At 61.4% G+C, this 19,668-nt stretch carries 14 protein-coding genes; 11 read left to right on the forward strand and 3 right to left on the reverse strand.

Annotation, left to right across the window (positions count from 1 at the left end; translation table 11 throughout):
- Positions 1–1,647, forward strand: a complete 1,647-nt coding sequence (locus tag LQ215_RS07135) for a cyclic peptide export ABC transporter (RefSeq protein ID WP_230148346.1) — start codon at positions 1–3, stop codon at positions 1,645–1,647.
- Between the two features lie 216 nt (positions 1,648–1,863).
- On the forward strand, positions 1,864–2,001 hold the full coding sequence (locus tag LQ215_RS07140; protein ID WP_230148451.1) for a hypothetical protein: 138 nt from the start codon (positions 1,864–1,866) through the stop codon (positions 1,999–2,001).
- Between the two features lie 786 nt (positions 2,002–2,787).
- On the opposite strand, the gene fhuF is transcribed toward LQ215_RS07140, so the two are convergent.
- Positions 2,788–3,471 (reverse strand): siderophore-iron reductase FhuF, encoded by a 684-nt coding sequence (fhuF, locus tag LQ215_RS07145; RefSeq protein ID WP_230148348.1) that lies wholly within the window; start codon positions 3,469–3,471, stop codon positions 2,788–2,790.
- A 199-nt stretch (positions 3,472–3,670) separates the two neighbouring features.
- Between fhuF and LQ215_RS07150 the strand changes: the two genes are divergently transcribed.
- The 4 genes from LQ215_RS07150 to LQ215_RS07165 all read left to right on the forward strand — a co-directional run bounded on the left by LQ215_RS07150 (position 3,671) and on the right by LQ215_RS07165 (position 9,401).
- Positions 3,671–5,374: an ABC transporter ATP-binding protein/permease gene (locus LQ215_RS07150; protein WP_230148350.1), complete on the forward strand. Its 1,704-nt coding sequence runs from the start codon at positions 3,671–3,673 to the stop codon at positions 5,372–5,374.
- Positions 5,375–5,771: 397 nt separating this feature from the next.
- Positions 5,772–7,634, forward strand: a complete 1,863-nt coding sequence (locus LQ215_RS07155; RefSeq protein WP_230148352.1) for an ATP-binding protein — start codon at positions 5,772–5,774, stop codon at positions 7,632–7,634.
- A gap of 88 nt (positions 7,635–7,722) precedes the next feature.
- Positions 7,723–8,961 carry a porin gene (locus tag LQ215_RS07160; RefSeq protein ID WP_230148354.1) on the forward strand — a complete coding sequence of 413 codons (1,239 nt, stop codon included), beginning with the start codon at positions 7,723–7,725 and terminating at the stop codon, positions 8,959–8,961.
- An 11-nt stretch (positions 8,962–8,972) separates the two neighbouring features.
- Complete coding sequence (locus tag LQ215_RS07165; protein ID WP_230148356.1) at positions 8,973–9,401, forward strand: substrate-binding domain-containing protein; 429 nt, start codon at positions 8,973–8,975, stop codon at positions 9,399–9,401.
- Between the two features lie 10 nt (positions 9,402–9,411).
- On the opposite strand, the gene LQ215_RS07170 is transcribed toward LQ215_RS07165, so the two are convergent.
- A complete protein-coding gene (locus LQ215_RS07170; protein ID WP_230148357.1) occupies positions 9,412–11,784 on the reverse strand; it encodes a putative bifunctional diguanylate cyclase/phosphodiesterase in 2,373 nt (790 codons plus the stop codon).
- Between the two features lie 366 nt (positions 11,785–12,150).
- Here LQ215_RS07170 and LQ215_RS07175 point away from each other — a divergent pair, with 366 nt between their 5' ends.
- Positions 12,151–13,149, forward strand: coding sequence for a response regulator (locus LQ215_RS07175; RefSeq protein WP_290369099.1), 999 nt, complete (start codon positions 12,151–12,153; stop codon positions 13,147–13,149).
- A 3-nt stretch (positions 13,150–13,152) separates the two neighbouring features.
- A complete protein-coding gene (locus LQ215_RS07180) occupies positions 13,153–14,106 on the forward strand; it encodes a GGDEF domain-containing protein (RefSeq protein WP_230148366.1) in 954 nt (317 codons plus the stop codon).
- 161 nt (positions 14,107–14,267) lie between these two features.
- On the opposite strand, the gene treA is transcribed toward LQ215_RS07180, so the two are convergent.
- Positions 14,268–15,896 (reverse strand): alpha,alpha-trehalase TreA, encoded by a 1,629-nt coding sequence (gene treA, locus LQ215_RS07185; protein ID WP_230148368.1) that lies wholly within the window; start codon positions 15,894–15,896, stop codon positions 14,268–14,270.
- A 299-nt stretch (positions 15,897–16,195) separates the two neighbouring features.
- Between treA and LQ215_RS07190 the strand changes: the two genes are divergently transcribed.
- The 3 genes from LQ215_RS07190 (at position 16,196) to LQ215_RS07200 (ending at position 19,642) form a co-directional block, all read left to right on the forward strand.
- Positions 16,196–17,206, forward strand: a complete 1,011-nt coding sequence (locus LQ215_RS07190; protein WP_230148370.1) for a zinc-binding alcohol dehydrogenase family protein — start codon at positions 16,196–16,198, stop codon at positions 17,204–17,206.
- A gap of 17 nt (positions 17,207–17,223) precedes the next feature.
- Positions 17,224–18,750 (forward strand): UxaA family hydrolase, encoded by a 1,527-nt coding sequence (locus LQ215_RS07195; RefSeq protein ID WP_230148372.1) that lies wholly within the window; start codon positions 17,224–17,226, stop codon positions 18,748–18,750.
- A gap of 178 nt (positions 18,751–18,928) precedes the next feature.
- A complete protein-coding gene (locus tag LQ215_RS07200; protein WP_230148375.1) occupies positions 18,929–19,642 on the forward strand; it encodes a FadR/GntR family transcriptional regulator in 714 nt (237 codons plus the stop codon).
- The last annotated feature ends 26 nt before the right edge of the window (positions 19,643–19,668 follow it).

Consider the following 19,668-nt stretch of genomic DNA (forward strand, 5'->3'; position numbering starts at 1 on the left):
ATGGATCTGTTGTTACTCATGGCTAAACGCTCATGGCGCGCACTGCTGGTGGCGACCCTGACGGGGCTGACCTGCGGCCTCGCAGCGGCCGGCCTGATCGCCAATATCAACCACAGCCTGGAGGTGTTCGATAAGCTGCGCCCGGTGGATGGCCTGCTCTTCGCCGGCCTGGTGGTGTTGGTCGCGGTGTCGCGGATCGTCTCCGACATCAGCCTGCTGCGCCTGGGCCAGGCCGCGGTCAACGACATGCGCCTGCACCTGAGCGCCAAGCTGATCGACACGCCCTACGCGCAATTGCAGCGCCTGGGCAAACATCGCCTGCTGGCAATGCTCACCGACGATACACAAACCATCAGCCAGGCGGTGGAACTGGTGCCGATCCTGCTGGTCAACGTCGGGATCATCGCCGCGTGCCTCGGCTACCTGGGTTGGCTCAGCATGCCGTTGCTCGGTCTGACGCTGCTGCTGATCGCCCTCGGTAGCCTGAGCTTTCACTGGCCACAACGCCGGGCACTGACCTCGATCTCCCGCGCTCGCGAGCTCAAGGACCAGTTGTTCAATCAATACCGCCTGCTCACCGATGGCAGCAAGGAACTGCAACTCAACCATCCGCGTCGACAGCACTTCTTCACCCGCCTGCTGATACCGGTGAGCCAGCAATATCGCCGCGATTTTGTCCGGGGCATGAGCATCTACGCCCTGGTCCTGAACTGGGGCAATGCGGTGTTCTACCTGCTGATCGGCGTGGTGCTGTTCGCCGCGCCGCATTTCATCGACCTGAGCGCAAGCCTGGTTACCGGCTATATCCTGGCGATCCTCTACATGATCACGCCGCTGTCGGAGCTGATGCACGCCTTGCCGACCCTCGGCCGGGCCAGCGTGGCGCTGAACAAGATCCGCGCCCTGGAAGGCGAGATGCAAACCGCCGACGAGGCCCTCGACACGATCTCGCCAACCCAGGTTCGCAGCCTGGTGTGCCGCCAGGTCACCCACACCTATTACCGCGAGCGCGAGGACGGTCATTTCACCCTGGGCCCCATCGACCTCACCCTAAATGCCGGCGAAGTGGTGTTCATCACCGGCGGCAACGGCAGCGGCAAGACCACCCTGGCCTTGTTGCTGACCGGGCTGTACCGGCCGGAAAGCGGCGAGATCATGCTCGACGAGCAAGTGTCTTCGAGCAATGACAACCACCATTACCGGCAGCACTTCTCGGCGATCTTCACCGACTTCTGCCTGTTCGAGAACCTGTTCGATGGCGACGATCCGCACCTGGTGAAACAGGCGCAGGACTACCTGGTGCACTTGCAACTGGACCACAAGGTGCAAATCGAGGAAGGCAAACTGACGACGCTGGCGCTGTCCACCGGGCAACGCAAGCGCCTGGCGCTGCTCAGTGCGTACCTGGATGATCGTCCGTGCTACCTGTTCGACGAATGGGCCGCCGACCAGGACCCGGTGTTCAAGCACTTTTTCTACACCCGGATCCTGCCGGACCTGCGCAAACGCGGCAAACTGCTGATCGTCATCTCCCATGACGACGCCTACTTCGGTTTGGCCGACCGGCTGATTCGCATCGAACATGGCAAGCTCAGCGAAGTTGCCCCGCAGGCTGATACCGAGTCCCTGGCGCAAATGATGTCTTGAGGAAGACCTGGACATTGTGGGGAATGCTGTTCGCTTTTTTTGAAACATCTACTCGCCTTTTTCCAGGCGGGTAGTGTGAATATCCGTTGCTGCGGTAACGGCTGCTTAGGGTTCCGCCCTGACGGCGGGTCACTTTTGAAGAGCCCGGAAGCCGGCCCAGTCAAAAGTAACCAAAACGCTCTTGCCCCACCACTCGGTGCCTCGCTAGGGCTCGGCATGCCCTCACTCCGGCATTGCTCCGTGGGCCGCCGCGAAGGGCCATCCATGGCCCAGCGCGGCTACCTCGGCATCCATGCCGAGGTGCCCACTGCGCAATGCCTGCGTTCGGCCATCGTGGTTAACGGGGCGCCCTAGATCAAGATCAAGATCAAGATCAAGATCAAGAGCGGGGGTACATGCCGACATCTATGTGGCTGAGCCACCGCTATCGCGAGCAAGCTCGCTCCCACAATGGGCCTGCGGTGACACAAGACTTATGAACACCCAAGATCCCCTGTGGGAGCCGAGCTTGCCCGCGATGAGGCCGGCACATCCAACATCTTCATCGGCTGTGACATCGCCTTCGCGAGCAGGCTCGCTCCCACAATGGACCTGCGATGACACAAGACTTATGAACATCCAAGATCCCCTGTGGGAGCCGAGCTTGCTCGCGATGAGGCCCGCACATCCAACATCACCGCAACCTGATACACCGCCTTAGCGAGCAAGCCCGCTCCCACAGGAGAAACGCGATCACCCAAAACCAGGTCGGCTACTAGGCCGCCTCGTGATGGACGTTGATCTCGACGCCCCATTAACCACGATGGCCGAACGCAGGCATTGCGCAGTGGGCATCCCGGCATGGATGCCGGGATAGCCGCGCTGGGCCATGGATGGCCCTTCGCGGCGGCCCACGGAGCAATGCCGGAGTGAGGGCATGCCGAGCCTAGGCGAGGCACCGAGTGGTGGGGCAAAGCGCTTTTGGTTACTTTTGGCGCTCTTCCAAAAGTGACCCGCCGTAAGGGCGGAACCCTAAGCAGCCGTTACCGCAGCAACGGATATGTACCCAATCCAATCCAATCCAATCCAATCCAATCCAATCCAATCCAATCCAATCCAGTCCAGTCCAACCCACCCCAAAAGAAAACGATGCGCTCCCCCCTACTCATAGATGTAACGCAGATAGCTCACCTGCTCCGCCACCGGCAGGCGGTGCAGCTTGGGACAGGATTCGCAGAGCACGGGCGGTTGGCCTTCGACCGGCTCGTGCAGCTGATAATGCAGGCAGCAATGCCGACGCAGCGGCAAGCACGGGCAAATCTGCGGCGCCGGCGATTCAACCATGCGTTGCAGGCCCCGCAGCTTCAAGCGTCCGTTGTTCACCGTGACCTGTTCCAGCCACTGGTGCGCCTCAGCGAAGCCGTCCCTGGACAGGTCGGGGTCCATCCTGGCGAACGCGCCGTCCCAGATGGCGACGAAGTTGCCCCACAATATCTTCGGAGCCAGGCCACCGGCGGCGGCCAAGGTGCTGAACAGCGGCGCCAGGTGCTCGTGGATCAATCGCGACCAGTACGCGGCACGATCATCCGCGCCCAAGGCCGACAGCCCGGTGGCCAGGCCCAGCGCCGCAGGTTGACCGTCGTCGTGCAGCAGCAGCGCGTCCTCGCCCCAGAATTCGATGGCGCAGTAACGCGTCAGCACGCAGGCCAGGGTGGCCGGCAGGACAATACTCATGTAGTTCATCGACCACTGCGAGACCACGGCGGCGCGGTTCACGCCCGGGTAACGCAGGGCAAACCGGCTCAGCAAGGGTTGCAGTACGGCAGGCTCGGCAAGCAGGCTCAACGCGATGGCAGGCTGGTCGCCAGGTGCCTGCCGGATAACCCGCTGTATCGGCGGCCAGGCCTGGTTAAGCCATTCTGGAAATTCGATAACGGGGCTCCCGTGGCTTTCCCTAATTAATGCAAACGATTAGCATTGGCTGATCCTATCCTCCTGCCCCTGCAAACTCAACGTCGTTAGCGACCAGGCTTACCAAGACCCCATGCACACACTTCGCAATTTCTGGCGTCTCGCGCGGCCTTTCTGGGCCTCCGAGGAAAAGTACCCGGCCCTGTTGCTGCTGTTGGCCACCGTGCTGATGACCCTGTGCCTGGTCGGCGTCAATATCCTCACCAATTTCTGGAACCTGCATTTCTATAACGCCTTGCAGGCCCTGGACTACCACGGCTTCCTGGTCGGTAGCCTGCAATTCATCCTGCTGCAGATCGGCACGGCCGCCTTTACCGTAGGTGCATTCCACTTCCAGCAGAAGCTGACCATCCGCTGGCGGCGCTGGGCGACCCGCAACATGCTCGATCAATGGCTGGGCGACCAGCGCTACCAGAAACTGAAGCTGACCGAGACCGACGTCGACAACCCCGATCAGCGGATCGCCGAGGACATCGACCTGTTTATCGTCAAGTCGCTGAAGTTGAGCCTGGGCTTGTTGACGTCGGTGGTGTCGCTGTTTTCCTTCCTGCATATCCTCTGGCAGGCCTCCAGCCTCGTCAGTGTGCCGTTCAACGACCAATCGGTGGTCATTCCGGGGCTGCTGGTGTGGGTCGCCCTGGTGTACGCACTGCTGGGAACCGGCCTTGCCTTCTGGTTGGGTCGCGCGCTGCCCAGCCTCAATTTCATGCAACAACGGCGTGAGGCGGATTTTCGCTTCTCGCTCATCCGCCTGCGGGAGAACGCTGATTCGGTGGCGCAATACCGGGGCGAAGTCGTGGAGAACGAACGTTTCAACCATCGCTTGGAGGCGGCGCTGGAGAACTTCTGGGCGCTGGTGAAGAAACAGAAGCTGATCATGGGCTACTCGACTTTCTACTTGCGCAGCGCGACGGTCATCCCGATGTTCATCATGGCGCCACAGTTCTTTGCCGGCGCCTTTCCCCTCGGCCGCCTGACCCAGATAAGCGCGGCCTTCGGCGAAGTGCACGCGGCCATCGCCTACCTGGTGAGCGTGTTCCCGGAGCTGTCGGAATGGAAGTCGGTGATCGATCGGCTGGCCGGTTTCCAGGCGCGCCTGGATAACGTCGAGGTCAAGTCCCAGGTCAGGCACCAACAGCAGGCCAACGGCCTCGACATCGAGGACCTGGACATCTGGCTGCCGAACGGCCGGCCATTGTTCAAAGGCTTCAACCTTTCCCTCAAACCCGGCGACAGCCTGATGATCAGCGCGCCGTCCGGCTACGGCAAATCGACGCTGATCCGCACGATTACCGGGCTTTGGCATCATGCTCGCGGTTCAAGTCGTTATGACCGTGAGCGCGCCCTGACACTGTCGCAAAAACCCTACCTGCCGCTGGGCAGCCTGCGCGAAGCGCTGTGGTACCCCACACCACCGCGCCGCGAAGAAGATGCGGCGCTGCGCCAGATCATGGAGCAAGTCGGCCTGCAACACCTGGCCGATCAGCTGGAGCAGGAACGGGACTGGACGCAGACCCTCAGCGTCGGCGAACAGCAACGCTGTGCATTCGTCCGGGCCCTGCTGGCCCGCCCTGCGGTGCTGTTTCTCGACGAGAGCAGCTCGGCGCTGGATGCGGCAAACGAAGCGCGCTGCTATCAACTGCTCAAGCAAACGCTGCCGGACACGATCCTGATCAGCGTCGGGCACAGCGCCTCCCTGGAGCACTTCCATTGGCAAGTCCTCGAACTGCAGGACGAGGCGCAGTGGGTGCATCGCAAGGTCAAGCAAGCGGTGTGAACCCGCATTCCGTGTCTATGCAATAGAGCGTGCAAAAGTGCCCCTGTGGCGAGGGAGCTTGCTCCCGCTGGGGTGCGAAGCGCCCCCCATGAAGCTGATGACATCTTCCTGATACACCTCAGTGGCTGCCTATGGGGCTGCTGCGCAGCCCAGCGGGAGCAAGCTCCCTCGCCACGGGGGCGACGTGTGCCCCTTCCTTCGTGGACAGATCTCTGAAAAGCGTAAACGACCTGTGTGGCACAACATCCCTGCTCGCCTATTAGCATGCAGGTTTTGTGGTCTATAGTTCCTGACAGATCCAGAGTTTCGCTCGGGCCATAGGAGCAACACCCCCTCGAGCCGCAACCATGTCGGATGCCCACCAGCCTTCGGTAGTGAACAATGCAGGGAGCACACCATGCCGATCCAGCGGCCTGAGACACTGAGGTTGGCCCCTGGCCCTGTCCGTCATGCAGAGATGGATGGGGATACCGGGGCCGGCGTGTTTCGGTTCGGCTTCGACCAGGCCAAGGAAGCCTACATTCTGTTCCCGTTGCTGGCCGCGCTGCTGTTGCTGGCGATCTGGACCGCGACCCTGTACCTGATCAAGGTTGAACAGGCCCGCGCGCAACAGAGCGCCGCGACGGCAAGCCTGGAGATGGGCGCCACCTATGAAGCGCAAATGTTGCGCGCCATTCACGAAATCGATCAAACCCTCAAGCTGGTCAAATACACCTACGAAGCTGAGGGTGAGCCCAATCCCTTGCGCCGGCTCCAGGAGCGGGCCTTGTTGCCGCCGGCCTTGGTGTTTGACGTCAGTGTGGTCAACCCGGACGGCAGGCTCGTGGCAAGCACGCGGGTCAACGAGCGGGAAAATATCGCGGACCCGGATGAGCAACAAACGCTGCGCCATAGCGACTCACTGTCCATCAGCCACCCATGGAAAAGCCCTGTCACCGGGGAATGGCGCCTGCGCTTCAGTCGGCGACTCGACGCGGCGGATGGCGGGCTTTCCGGGATCGCCAGGGTCGAGGTCGATGCGGCCTATTTCGTCAGCAGCTACGACGCCTCGAAACTCGGCGACCAGGGTGCGCTCGGGCTCCTTGGCACTGACGGTATCTTCCGCGTGCGGCGCACCGGGGAAACGGTACTGGCCGGCGATACGGTCGATTACAGCGCCGTGGTGCCGGACGCCGAAAACACCGAGGCCGTGCTCTCGGTCAATGGGTGGGACGGGGTGCGGCGCTACACCAGTGCCCGCCAGCTCTACGACTTTCCGTTGGCGGTGATTGTCGGCTTGTCCGAGCAAGAGCAACTGGCCGCGGTGAACCAGCAAGCGCGCACCTATCTCTGGCGCGCCGCGGGCGGCAGCCTGGTGCTGGTGTTGTTGGTGAGCCTGCTCGCCCGGATGAGCTGGCAACTGGCGCAAAGCCGTTTGCGCGCCGCCGAAGCCCAGACGCAACTGGCCGCGGCCGCCCGCCAGGCGGGCATGGCGGAAATCGCCACCAACGTCCTGCACAACGTGGGCAATGTGCTCAACAGCGTGAATATCTCCGCCGACCTCGTCACCCGCAAGCTGCGTACCAGCAAAGCCTTGGGGCTCGGCAAGGCGGTGCAAATGATGAACGAGCATGCCGAGAATCTTGGCGACTTCATCTCCCATGACGAAAAAGGCAAGCTGCTGCCCGGCTACCTGAACCAACTGGTGGACGCGCTTGCAATCGAGCAACAGAGCATGACCGAGGAACTCGGCCAACTGACTAAAAGCGTTGATCACATCAAGGAAATCGTCGCCGCCCAGCAATCCTATGCAGGCACCTCCAGCATCGCCGAAACCGTGCAGATAAAGGACCTGATCGAGGATGCCCTGCGCATGAACGCCGGCATCATCGCGGCGCGCCGGATAACCGTGGTGCGGAACTTTGCCGAAACGCCCTTGCTGCTGTTGGACAAGCACCGGGTGCTGCTGATCCTGGTCAACTTGATAAAAAACGCCAGCAGGGCGATGGATGACAGGCCGGAGCTTGCCCATCAAATCATCCTCCAGAGTGAGCTTGCCCAAGAGAACGCCCTGGTGATCAAGGTCATCGACAATGGCGAAGGCATCGCCCCCGAAAACCTGACGCGCATCTTTGCCCATGGCTTTACCACGCGCAAGGATGGCCATGGCTTTGGCCTGCACAGCTGCGTCCTGGCGGCCATGGAGATGGGCGGTTCGCTGGAGGCCCACAGCGAGGGCCCGGGAACGGGGGCGACCTTTACGCTCAAATTGGCGATCTAGACTACGCTTCGGTGGTTTCACGCAGTTTCAGCCAACGTTACAAGGAACAGACGAATGGCGATCCATGCAACGAGGTCTCGTTGACCCTATGGCGACAAGACCCAATACCCTGGCCCTGGCCGTCATGACGCTGTATGCCGGCGGGGCCAGCGCCGACACAGCCGATACGGCGATGTTCTCGTTGAGCAGCTTCGGCACGGTGGGGATCGTTCACTCCAGCGAGAAAAAAGCCGACTTCACCTCCAGTCTCTTCAAACCCAACGGCGCCGGTCATTCACGCAACTGGAGCGCCGACGTCGACAGCCTGATCGGTGCTCAGCTGACCGCTACGTTCACCCCGCAGCTGTCGGCCGTGGTGCAGGTCATTTCAGAGCAGCGCTACGACAACAGCTACCGACCCTTTGTCGAGTGGGCCAACATCAAGTACCAGTTCACGCCGGACTTCAACGCACGCGTTGGCCGTACCGTATTGCCGACTTTCCTGGTCTCCGACACTCGAAAAGTGGGCTATACCCTGCCCTGGGTGCGGGCGCCCATGGAGGTCTACAGCCTGATGCCGATCTCCAGCAGCGACGGCATCGATGGCAGCTATCGGTTTCATGTCGATGAAATCACCGATACCGTGCAGGCGCACTACGGTCAGACCGACAGCCGCCGGCCTGACGGCGCCGGCAAGGTACTGACGAGAAACTTCTGGGGGGTCACCAACACCACCGAGTTCGGCGTGCTGACCACGCGCATCACCTTCATGAAAGCCGACCTGACCCTGGAGCAGTTCAACTCACTCTTCGATACGTTCAGGGAGTTTGGTGCAGAAGGCATCGCCATCGCCGATCGCTACGACTCCGATGACACGCCCGTCACCTTCCTTGGAGTAGGCGCCAGTTATGATCCGGGCGATTGGTTCGTCATGAGCGAATGGGGGCGTCTCGATAGCCGCTCCGGCCTGGGCAGGACCAGCGCCTGGTACATCAGCGGCGGGTACCGCATTGAAGCGTTCACCCCCTATGCCACCTACGCTCGTTCCAAGACCGAAACAGAAGTCTCCAGCCCGGGCTTGACGACATCGGCGTTGCCGCCCGCCCTGGCGGGGGCTGCCGCGCAGCTCAACGGTGCACTCAACTCTGTCCTGGGCTCCAACGAAGGCCAGCAGACCCTTTCCCTGGGCGTGCGCTGGGATTTCACCAAGAACATGGACGCCAAGCTGCAATACGATCACACACGCTTCAAGGGCAACTCGGTCGGCCCGTTGATCAACCCCCAATCGGACTTCGAGCCGGGGGGCTCATTCAACGTCATCAGCCTAGCTGTCGATTTTGTATTCTGATGGAGCGGGCCATGTGGTTTGCGAGGCTCATCGGATTCGCCGTAGCGGGGCTCGCCATGTGCGCAGCCAGCGCTGCCGTCAAGGCCGAGGTGGTCGTGGTCGTCGCCACGTCCAGCCCGGTGAAAGCGCTTGCGCGCAATCAGGTGGCGGATATTTTCCTCGGCAAGACCAGTCGTTTCCCCGACGGCGGACAGGCAACTCCCATAGACCTGACGGAAGATTCGCCGACGCGCGATGAGTTCTACACAACGTTCACCGGCAAGTCCGCCTCCCAGCTCAAGGCGCACTGGTCGAAAATCATCTTTACCGGCAGAGGCCAACCGCCCCAGGCTGTTTCAAGCAGTGCAGAGGTCAAGAAGCGTGTTGCAGAGAACCCCGGCACCATTGGCTATATCGATGCTCGGGAGGTGGACGGCAGCGTCAGGGCACTGCCGCAATAAGCACGGGCCTTTACGTATCGAGATCCGTCTCGGCCGCCTGGGCTTGCAGCAACACCTTGAACTGATCGGCAGGAACCGGCTTGTTGAAGTAAAAGCCCTGGAGCTCGTCGCAGGCATTGTCGCGCAGGAAATCGGCCTGTTCCTTGGTTTCCACGCCTTGGGCCACCACGGTCAGGCTGAGGGTCCGGCCCATGGCGATAATGGCCTCGGTCAAGGCTTTGTCTTCCGACACGCTGCTGGTATCGCAGATACACGAGCGATCAATCTTGATGACGTCGAGCGGAAACTGTTCGAGGGCAGAGAGCGAAGAATAGCCAATGCCGAAATCATCGATGGCGATGCGGACCTTCAGGTGTTTGAGCCCGGTCAACACGCTCAACGCTCTCTTGACGTCCCGCATGAGCAGGCTCTCGGCGATTTCCAGCTCCAGCAGACGTGCATCCATACCGGTTTCGGCCAATATCTGCGCCAGGTCCGTGAGCAGGTTCTCATCGGCAAACTGCCGTGCCGTGAGGTTCACGGCGACCCCCAGGTGCGGCAATCCCTGTTGCTGCCAGGCCACGTTTTGCTGGCAGGCGGTCTTGAGTACCCACTTGCCGATCGGCACGATCAAACCGGTCTCTTCCGCGACGGGGATGAATTGCATCGGCGCCACGATACCCAGGTCCGGATGATTCCAGCGCAGGAGCGCTTCCATGCCGGTCATTCGGCCACTGCCGATATCTCGCTTGGCCTGGTAGTGAAGCTCGAACTCGTGGCGTTCCAGTGCGTGGCGCAAGCTCAACTCCAGTGTCAACCGTTCCAGTGAGTCCGCGTTCAACTTCGCGGAGTAGAACTGGAAGTTATTCTTGCCGCGTTGCTTGGCCTGGTACATCGCGATATCGGCGTTTTTCTTGAGGGTCTGCTCGTCCAGGCCATCCTGTGGGAAGACACTGATGCCGACGCTGGCGGTCACCCGGAACTCCTGGCCCTGGAGGTTGAAGGGCCGGCCAATGGCGCCCAGGATGTTCTGGGCGGTGGTTGCCACGTCCTTGTCATCGGACAGCTCCGGCAGCAGGATCACGAATTCATCGCCGCCCAACCGGGCCACCGTATCGCTGGCGCGCAGGCACCCCTTGAGTCGCAGCGCGACCTCCTGGAGCAATTGATCGCCGGCATCGTGCCCAAGCGTATCGTTGACTTGCTTGAAGCGGTCGAGGTCAAGGAACAGCACCGCCAGTTGCCGGTGATAACGGCCTGCCTCGCCGATGCTCTGGCTCAACAGCTTGCTGAACAGACTGCGATTGGGCAACGCCGTAAGGCCGTCGTGATAGGCCAGGTACTCGACATTTTCAGCGTAGGCAATTTTCGCTTCGGCCGCGCGCAGGCGGCTTTGCACCAGTTGCCAGCTCATCCGGGCGAGCAGCCCCGCCAACAACACCAGCAACAGGCTGCCGCCCGCGGCGCGCCAGAGATAGGTCCGCGCTTGCTGATTCACCGCGGCCAGTTGTTCTTGCTCGGACAAGCCGACAATCACCGCCAATGGAAAATCGTAGAGCTGGCGGGCGCTGGTGTAGCGCCGCACACCGTCCCATCCATTGATCGAACGTATGGCTTCAGTGTTTTCGGTGTCCGGCACCACAGCGGCGTAATCGACCTCGTCGCCGGCCGAGATCGCTTCCCCGCTGCGCCGTGCCCGAAAGATGCCGTCGATGCCCAATAGGCCGAGCAAACCCTGATTGCCAAGCTTCGAGGGGTCATAACTGCTGACGAAATAGGCCGCATCGACTTCGACCATGGCGATCCCGGCGAACGCGCCACCCGCCGCGTCGAGCCGCCGGCTGAAACGCAACCTCCACTCCCCCGTCGCCGGGCTTTTCCACGGGCGGCTGATCGACAGTGCAGTGTCACGCCCCACCGCTTGCAGCTCATCCTTGGCGATCCGGTTTCCGAGCTCGCTCGACTGGGTGCTGGCGACGACCAGGCCACTGGCATCGACCACGCTGACATCAAACAAGTAAGGTGAAGGCAGCAAGGCGCGTGCCTTGAGCTTGGGCAGCGGGTTTGTCTCGCGCTCGGACTCGTAGGTGTACTTGACGAGCTTGAGGGTCTGGTCGATTTCACGCATCGCCCGCAGGATCTGCGCTTCGTAGGTGGCACCGATTTCCAGGCTCGCCTCGGCGATGCCCTGCTGCGCACGGGCCTGTTGGACCTTGACCAGGTACAGGGTGCCCGCCCATATGACGGACAGCAGGAGAGCCGCCAGCAGCGGGAACAGAATGTAGGCTTCCTTGACCTGGTCGAAGCGGCGCAGAAACAGATCGCTCGTCGCATCGGACAAGGTGTTTCCACGATGGCCGACATCCTGGGCCGACGTCAGTACACTCGCCCGTTGGATCGCCATGGTGTGCTCCCTGCATTATTCACTGCCGACGGCCTGCGGGTATCCGACGCGGCAACGCTGCGAGGCGTCCGTAATGCCTGGCCGCCAGCACTGAAGGGTTCCGGACCTGCAGAAAACTATAGACCACAAACTGCGCCTGCCACTGCCAATCGGCACGTCGACCGTGGCTTCGCGCTGGTCATCATGACGAAGTGCAGTTGACGCCCCTGACTTATTGGTCCAGTTTTTAATACAACAGTGTCCTGCAGGTCTTTCATGCAGGACGCAATGCCGGATAACTCCCGTTCGTTAAGCAAAGGGCCCCTGCCAGCCTATGAATGATGTACGTAGGACCTCCCCTGCCATTGAACGACACTGGTTGCCCCTGTGTCGTTGATTCCCCTGGTGGTGTGCGACGACTCCAACATGGCGCGCAAACAGGTGTTGCGCGCGTTGCCGACAGACTGGCCGGTCTCGGTCACCGAGGCGGTCAACGGGCGCCAGGCGATGGACGCCATACGCCAGGGCCTGGGGCAAGTGGTGCTGCTCGACCTGACCATGCCGGAGATGGACGGCTACCAAGTGCTGAGTGCCTTGCGCGCCGAGGGATTGCAGGCGCAAGTCATCGTGATTTCCGGTGACGTCCAGGACGAGGCAGTGCGCCGCGTGCTTGAGCTGGGCGCGTTGGCATTCCTGAAAAAGCCGTTCGACGAAAACGAACTGCGCCAGACCCTCACCCGGGTGGGGCTACTGACCCCATCCGGCCAGGTGCCGCTGCAAAATCGTTCGGCCACGAACGCCACCATCAGTTTTCACGACGTGTTCCGCGAGACGGTCAACGTGGCCATCGGCCGGGCGGCGGCCCTGATCGCCAAGGTGCTTGGGGTCTTCGTGCAGTTGCCGGTGCCGAACGTGAACATCCTCGAGGTCGGGGAACTGCATATGGCGCTCAACGACGTCGGCAGCTCCCAGCAACTCACGGCCATCTGCCAGGGTTTCATCGGCAGCGGCATCGCCGGCGAAGCCCTGCTGATATTCCATGACTCGGAAATCGCCGACATCGCGCAATTGATGCAGCGCGAGAGCGCCGATTATTCGGACCTGGAAATGTTGCTGGACCTTTCCAGCGTCTTGATCGGTGCGTGCCTGAGCAGCATTGCCGAACAGATCGACGTGGTGTTTTCCCAGGGCCATCCGCAGATTCTCGGCCAGCACGCGGCCATCGAGGAACTGATCCAGGTCAACCGCAAGCACTGGAAAAAGACCCTGGCCGTGGAAATCAGCTACAGCCTGGAAGGGCACGATATTCGCTTCGACCTGTTGCTGCTGTTCACGGAAGACTCCATCGAACGGTTGACCCACAAACTCGCCTACCTGATGAGCTGACCCATGAACGATTCCATCGATCTGAACGAGTTTCACTGGTTGCTGGCCATCGTTCAGAGCATCGACGTCGGGGTCGTGGTGCTCGACCGCGAGTACCGCGTGCAGGTCTGGAACACCTTCATGGAGAACCGCTCCGGGGTGCAACCCAAGGATGCGCACAATCAGCATTTTTTCACTCTATTCCCTGAAATCGATCGCCAATGGTTCAGCCGCAAGGTGGAAAGTGTCGCGACCCTGGGCACACCGGCGTTCACGGTCTGGGAACAGCGACCGTACCTGATCCGGTTCAAGAGCTACCAGCCGATCACCGGCCAGGAAGCGTTCATGTACCAGAACACCACGCTGCTGCCGCTGCGCTCGCCTGACAACACCATCAAGCACATCTGCCTGGTGATCTATGACGTCACCGACGTCGCCACCAACCGGCACCAGCTCCAGGCCGCCAACGCGCAGTTGCAGCAACTCTCCAGCACCGATCGGCTGACGGGGCTGTACAACCGCGGCCATTGGGAGAGCAACCTGAAAGCCGCCTACGCCCGGCACCAGCGCTACGGCCATGCATTGAGCCTGGTGATGCTCGATATCGACCACTTCAAGCGGGTCAACGACACCTACGGTCACCAGGCCGGCGACAAGGTCATCGAGCACGTCGCCAGGCTATTGCGCGAGCATGTGCGTGAGGCCGACGTGGCCGGGCGTTATGGCGGTGAAGAGTTCGGCGTGGTGCTGTCGGACACCGACAAGGCCGGCGCGCAGATTTTCGCCGAGCGCCTGCGCAAGGCCGTCGAAGCGCTGCAAGTGCACTACAACGACCAGGCGATCCGCTTCACCATCAGCCTGGGCGTGGCCGACCTGAGCCAACCCTCGAACGACCACGCCGACCTGATCGCCAGGGCGGACCAGGCGCTGTATACGTCGAAGAAGAGCGGGCGCAATCGGGTGACGGTGCATGAATAGCGAGCCCACCTTCCTACTTAAGGTGATGATGCGACTTGACCACACCACACATCCCCCTGTGGGAGCGAGCTTGCTCGCGATAGCGGTGGTTCAGCAACATTGAGGGTGGCTGGCACTCAGTCATCGCGAGCAAGCTCGCTCCCACAGGATGTGTACGGCATTCACTTGCCTACTAGGGTTGGGGGAGTCGCGCCATATTTACCCAGCAGTTTGAGCGTCACCCCGTTCGTCCAGCCGAAGCCGTCCTGCAATTCATATTCGCCGCCTCCCCCGCCGTCACCGCGCCCGGACAGATCGTATTTCTCCACCAGTTTGTTTTCCTTGCGGTAAAGGTTCTCGACTTGCTGCAAGAAGCGGCTGCCAATTTGCTGTGCCAGGGCGGTTTGCCGGTATTGGTCCAGCCCCTCCACCGCGACCCACTGCAACGGAGCCCAGCCATTGGGCTCGTCCCACTGCTGGCCATTACTGACCTGGGTGGTGGCGATGCCGCCGGGGCGCAACAGGCCATCGCGTACCGCATCGGCGGTGCGATTGGCATGCTCGACAGACGCCAGGCCCGTATACAGCGGGAACAGCGTCGCGGCCGTGAGCTGCTGGCGGGGCTGGTTGCGTTGCCAGTCGTAGTCCACGTAGAAGCCTTTGTCGGCATTCCACAAGTGCTTCTCGATGGCGCGCTGGCGCAGTTCGGCACGCCGGCCGTAAGCCTGGACGCAGGGGCTGTTCTGCACCGTCGCGCAGGCTTTGGCGATGGTGTTTTCCAGATGATAGATCAGACTATTCAGATCCACGGGCACAATAGCGGTGGTGCGAATGCTCGCCAGGTTCTGGCCGTCGTCCAACCAGCGCGAGCTGAAGTCCCAGCCACTTTCGGCGCCAGCGCGCAGGTCACGCCAGACCTCCTCCCGGGGCCGGTCCGACGCCTGCTCGGCGGTGCTGACATCTTGCAACCAGGATTCCTGTCGAGGCGTCGGGCTGGCGTCCCAATAGCGGTTGAGCACACTGCCATCGGCGAGCTTGACCACGTGCCGCTCAGCCGTGCCGGGCTTGAGTGCCTGGGCGCCCTCCATCCAATAGGCATACTCCTTCTGCAACTGTGGCAGGTATCGTCCATAGGCCTGGTCGCCTTCGATGCGCGCCTGCAACTCCACCATGTAAGCAAAGAATGGCGGCTGCGACCGGCTCAAGTAGTAGGTGCGATTGCCGTTGGGAATGTGGCCGTAGGTGTCGATCATGTAGGCAAAGTTGTCGGTCATTTGCCGGACCTGGGCCTTATCACCGCTCTGCTCAAGCCCCAACATGGTGAAATACGAATCCCAGTAGTACATCTCGCGAAAACGTCCGCCGGGCACCACATAAGGCTGCGGCAGGGGCAACAAACTGCTGTAGGCCGGCACCTGGCTGTAGGATCGACTCAGTACCGGCCAGAGGCTGTCGATGTGTGCCTTGATCGGAGCGCCGGGCTTGGGCGCCGGGCTTTCGGCTACGCCGGATTCGATGAAGTTATCTGACACGAAGGCCTTGATATCGAAGCCGTCGCGGCCACGTTGGGCCAGGTAATCGGCGCGGATCTGCGCCGGATCACGGTTGGGCAATGCGTCCACGAAATGTTTCTGGTCGGTGAACACCTGCCCACGTTGCACCGCTTCAAAAAGCTCGGGGTAGGCCTGGTTGGGGGGAAGGTTGGCCCGTCCTTGGGCGTCTGCGTAGCTCCATGTTGCGGGCGCTTGACTTGTGCATGCCACGCACAGCAGCGCGGCGAAAGAGAGGCTGGCGAGGTCGATAGGTCGCATCAGAGGATCCATCCTGTTTTTCGTTCCTGACAAACGAGTGACCTGCCGGGATGGACCTGGGTTCACTCAAGATGCAGCGACGGGCGACGTCCAGATTGAATTTGGTAAGTCCAATTCATATTTTTATTAATTGGTCTTGCCAATATTTTTTACGGCGTGTAGTTTCGGGCCAAGGCCATCGGTGCAGGTCACTGCCCGCCCACAACAAAAAAGAGCCCCGGTCCCGGCAGCCGTGCGCTTACAACCCTCCTCCCGCCTGCAGGCAGCCACTGCCTGCACGCCAGCCAAGGAGCATCGACATGCTGACTGTCATCTGTAACGAACCCGGCTCGTTAACCGCCATCGAACGTGAAAAGCCCCTCAGGAAACCGGGAGAGATCCTCATCCGGGTCAAGCGCGTCGGGGTCTGCGGCACCGACCTGCACATCTTCACCGGCCATCAGCCGTACCTCGAATATCCGCGCGTCATGGGCCACGAGTTCTCCGGCGTTGTCGACGAGACGGACAGCGCCAGCGACCTCGCCATCGGTGATGTTGTCTATGTGATGCCCTACCTTTCCTGCGGGACATGTATCGCCTGCCGCCAGGGCAAGACCAACTGCTGCACCCGCATTCAAGTGCTGGGGGTTCATTGCGATGGCGCGTTCACTGAGTACCTGAGCGTTCCCCACGAGTTCGTGCACAAGGCGGTGGGTGTTTCCCTCGATCAGGCGGCGATGATCGAGTTCCTGTCCATCGGCGCCCACGCTGTACGGCGCTCAAATGTCCAGGCGGATAAACGCGCGCTGGTGGTCGGCACCGGCCCGATCGGCATGGCGGCGGCGATCTTCGCCGGCCTGCGAGGGGCGCAAGTCACTGTGCTGGATACCCGTGAGGATCGTCTTGCGTTCTGTAAGCAACACTTGGATATCCACGCCGCCGTGCACATCGGCGAAGGCGACAAGCAGACCCTGGCTGAACTGACCGGGGGTGATTTTTTCGACGTGGTGTTCGATGCCACCGGTAAGGCACGGGCCATGGAGCGCGGGTTCGAGTTCATCGCCCACGGCGGCACCTATGTGATGATTTCGGTGGTGCGAGACTCGATCACCTTCTCCGACCCTGAATTCCACAAGCGTGAAGCCACGCTGATGGGCAGCCGCAACGCCACCCAGGAAGACTTCCGCCACGTCGAGCAATGCCTGCGCGACGGATTGATTCCGGACGCGGCCCTCAATACCCATCGCCTGACACTGGGCGACGTGGCCGATTCGTTCTCCACATTGCTCGACCCCAGCCAGGGTGTCGTCAAAGCCATCATCGAGTGCTAGGAATCGGAGGACGCCACATGAACCCGCCTGCTTCTTTGCTTGTGCTGGCATCGGGTGATGATGTCGCAGTGGCCCGGGGCGATATCGCCGAAGGTCAGCACGTGAGTGCCGACGGCATTTCACTGACCGCCCGCCAGCCGGTTCCGTCCGGTCACAAGATCGCCCTGCGCGCGGTGTTGGCCGGCCAACGGGTGCTCAAGTACGGGCAGACCATTGGCCAGGCAACCCGGGACATCGAGCCCGGCGATTACGTCCACGTGCACAACCTGGACATGCCCGCCAGCAATGCCGAACAGCGCGTACGGAACGTCTATGTGCCCACCTCGTTGAGCAATGATCCCGCTACGTTCGAAGGTTACGTCCGTGAGGATGGGCGCGTCGGTACACGCAACTACATCGGTGTCATTTCCAGCGTCAACTGCTCGGCAACCGTCTGCAAGCACATCGCCAACGCCTTTTCTCCAGAACGCCTGAAAGACTTTCCCAACGTCGATGGCGTCGTGGCAATCACCCACGGCAGCGGCTGCGGCATGGGCGCCAAGGGGGAAGGCATCGACATCCTCAAGCGCACCTTGCGCGGCTATGCCGATCACGCCAACTTCGCCGGCGTGCTGTTGATCGGCCTGGGGTGCGAAGTCAACCAACTGACGCCGTTGATGAATGACCTGGGGGATCGCCGCGCTGTGCTCAAGGCCAGCCTGATCATTCAGGAGGAAGGCGGTACTCGCGAAGCCGTGCGCCGTGGCATCGCCCATATTGAAGCGATGCTACCGGTCATCAACCAATACCAACGGTCGACCGTTGCCGCCAGCCACTTATGCGTCGGTTTGCAATGCGGCGGCTCGGATGGTTACTCGGGCATTACGGCCAATCCGGCCCTCGGCGCGGCCGTGGACCTGTTGGTGCAGCATGGCGGCACCGCGATTCTTTCGGAAACGCCGGAAATCTATGGGGCCGAACACTTGCTGACGGCCCGCGCGGCGTCTGCCGAAATCGCGGAAAAATTGCTGGAGCGGATCCACTGGTGGGAAACCTACGTGCGCCACAACGACGGTGATATGAACAACAATCCTTCGCCGGGCAACAAGGCCGGGGGCATCACCACCATTCTGGAAAAATCCCTGGGCGCCGTGGCGAAAGCCGGTGCGACCGGGCTGATGGGCGTTTACCAATACGCCGAAACGGTCGATGCCCAAGGCCTGGTGTTCATGGACACACCTGGCTATGACCCGGTGTCCGCGACCGGCCAGGTGGCGGGTGGCGCGAATCTCATCTGTTTCACCACGGGCCGCGGCTCGACCTACGGTTGCAAACCCACGCCCTCCTTGAAGATCGCCACCAATACCCGCCTCTTCCAGCGCATGGAACTGGACATGGATTTCAACGCCGGCGGCATTGTCGATGGCCTGGAGTCCGTGGCGCAGGCGGGTGAGCGGTTGTTCCGGCTGATGCTGGAGACGGCGTCCGGACACCGCACCTGCAGTGAGGAAAACGGCTTGGGCGACAACGAGTTCCTGCCTTGGCAGATCGGCGCGGTGATGTGAATGACGGAGTCACCGCAACCCTTCCCCTGTGGGAGCGAGCTTGCTCGCGAAAGCGGCGGTACATTCAGCACTGATGCAAGCTGACCCACTGCCTTCGCGAGCAAGCTCGCTCCCACATAAATGAACACCATCAAGCGCCTATGGTAGCCTTTGCGGACTCTCCGATGGACGCCACCCCATGGTCTCACCGATCAAAACCGCCGAGCGAAAGCCGTACCAGAAAATCGCCGATCAACTGCGCAACTACATCGCCCAGGGGGATTTCAAAGCAGGCTCCCGGCTTCCCCCCGAGCGTGACTTGACCCAACTGCTGGGTGTTTCCCGGCCCTCGCTGCGCGAGGCGCTGATTGCCTTGGAAATTGACGGCGACATCGAGATCAAGATGGGCTCCGGCGTGTACGTGCGCGCCAAGCCCAAGGACGGAAAAAACCCGAGCATGACCTTGGGCGAGAGCCCGTCGGAACTGATGCAGGCGCGTGCCTTGATCGAAGGTGAGTCGGTGATCCTGGCGTGTCTGCATGGCAAGAAAAGCGACTACCGCTATCTGCAGGACTGTATCGATGCCATGCGCGCAAGCATCGCCAATGGCCAGCCTCCGCTGGAGGATGACCGTCGCTTCCATCAGCGCCTGGCCAAGATGAGCGGCAACTCGGCCCTGGTCCGGATCATCACTGCGCTCTTTGATGAACGGCACAACCCGATTTCGGCTCACCTGAGCAAACACTCGGAAAACGCCCTGACGTGGGAAGCTGCGGTCGTCGAGCATGAGGCGATCCTGCACGCCGTAGCCAACAAGGATGTGCTCGGCGCCCAAACCTCCATGCGCCAGCATCTGAGCCGCTCGGAGAACCGTTGGCTGCAAGCGCTGGAACCGGAAGACAGCCGCGACTAAGCCTGCGGTTTGGCTCTTGTGGCGAG

It is taken from the genome of Pseudomonas brassicacearum (genome assembly GCF_918698105.1).
GTDB classification, from domain to species: domain Bacteria; phylum Pseudomonadota; class Gammaproteobacteria; order Pseudomonadales; family Pseudomonadaceae; genus Aquipseudomonas; species Aquipseudomonas brassicacearum_F.

Excerpts from the sequence above, each read along its gene's own strand:
- LQ215_RS07170 (WP_230148357.1), bottom strand. The coding sequence starts at position 11,784 with ATGGCGATCCAACGGGCGAGTGTACTGACGTCGGCCCAGGATGTCGGC.
- LQ215_RS07150 (WP_230148350.1), top strand. The coding sequence starts at position 3,671 with ATGCACACACTTCGCAATTTCTGGCGTCTCGCGCGGCCTTTCTGGGCC.
- LQ215_RS07160 (WP_230148354.1), top strand. The coding sequence starts at position 7,723 with ATGGCGACAAGACCCAATACCCTGGCCCTGGCCGTCATGACGCTGTAT.
- treA (WP_230148368.1), bottom strand. The coding sequence starts at position 15,896 with ATGCGACCTATCGACCTCGCCAGCCTCTCTTTCGCCGCGCTGCTGTGC.
- LQ215_RS07140 (WP_230148451.1), top strand. The coding sequence starts at position 1,864 with ATGCCCTCACTCCGGCATTGCTCCGTGGGCCGCCGCGAAGGGCCATCC.
- LQ215_RS07195 (WP_230148372.1), top strand. The coding sequence starts at position 17,224 with ATGAACCCGCCTGCTTCTTTGCTTGTGCTGGCATCGGGTGATGATGTC.
- LQ215_RS07165 (WP_230148356.1), top strand. The coding sequence starts at position 8,973 with ATGTGGTTTGCGAGGCTCATCGGATTCGCCGTAGCGGGGCTCGCCATG.
- LQ215_RS07190 (WP_230148370.1), top strand. The coding sequence starts at position 16,196 with ATGCTGACTGTCATCTGTAACGAACCCGGCTCGTTAACCGCCATCGAA.
- LQ215_RS07155 (WP_230148352.1), top strand. The coding sequence starts at position 5,772 with ATGCCGATCCAGCGGCCTGAGACACTGAGGTTGGCCCCTGGCCCTGTC.
- LQ215_RS07200 (WP_230148375.1), top strand. The coding sequence starts at position 18,929 with ATGGTCTCACCGATCAAAACCGCCGAGCGAAAGCCGTACCAGAAAATC.
- LQ215_RS07135 (WP_230148346.1), top strand. The coding sequence starts at position 1 with ATGGATCTGTTGTTACTCATGGCTAAACGCTCATGGCGCGCACTGCTG.
- LQ215_RS07180 (WP_230148366.1), top strand. The coding sequence starts at position 13,153 with ATGAACGATTCCATCGATCTGAACGAGTTTCACTGGTTGCTGGCCATC.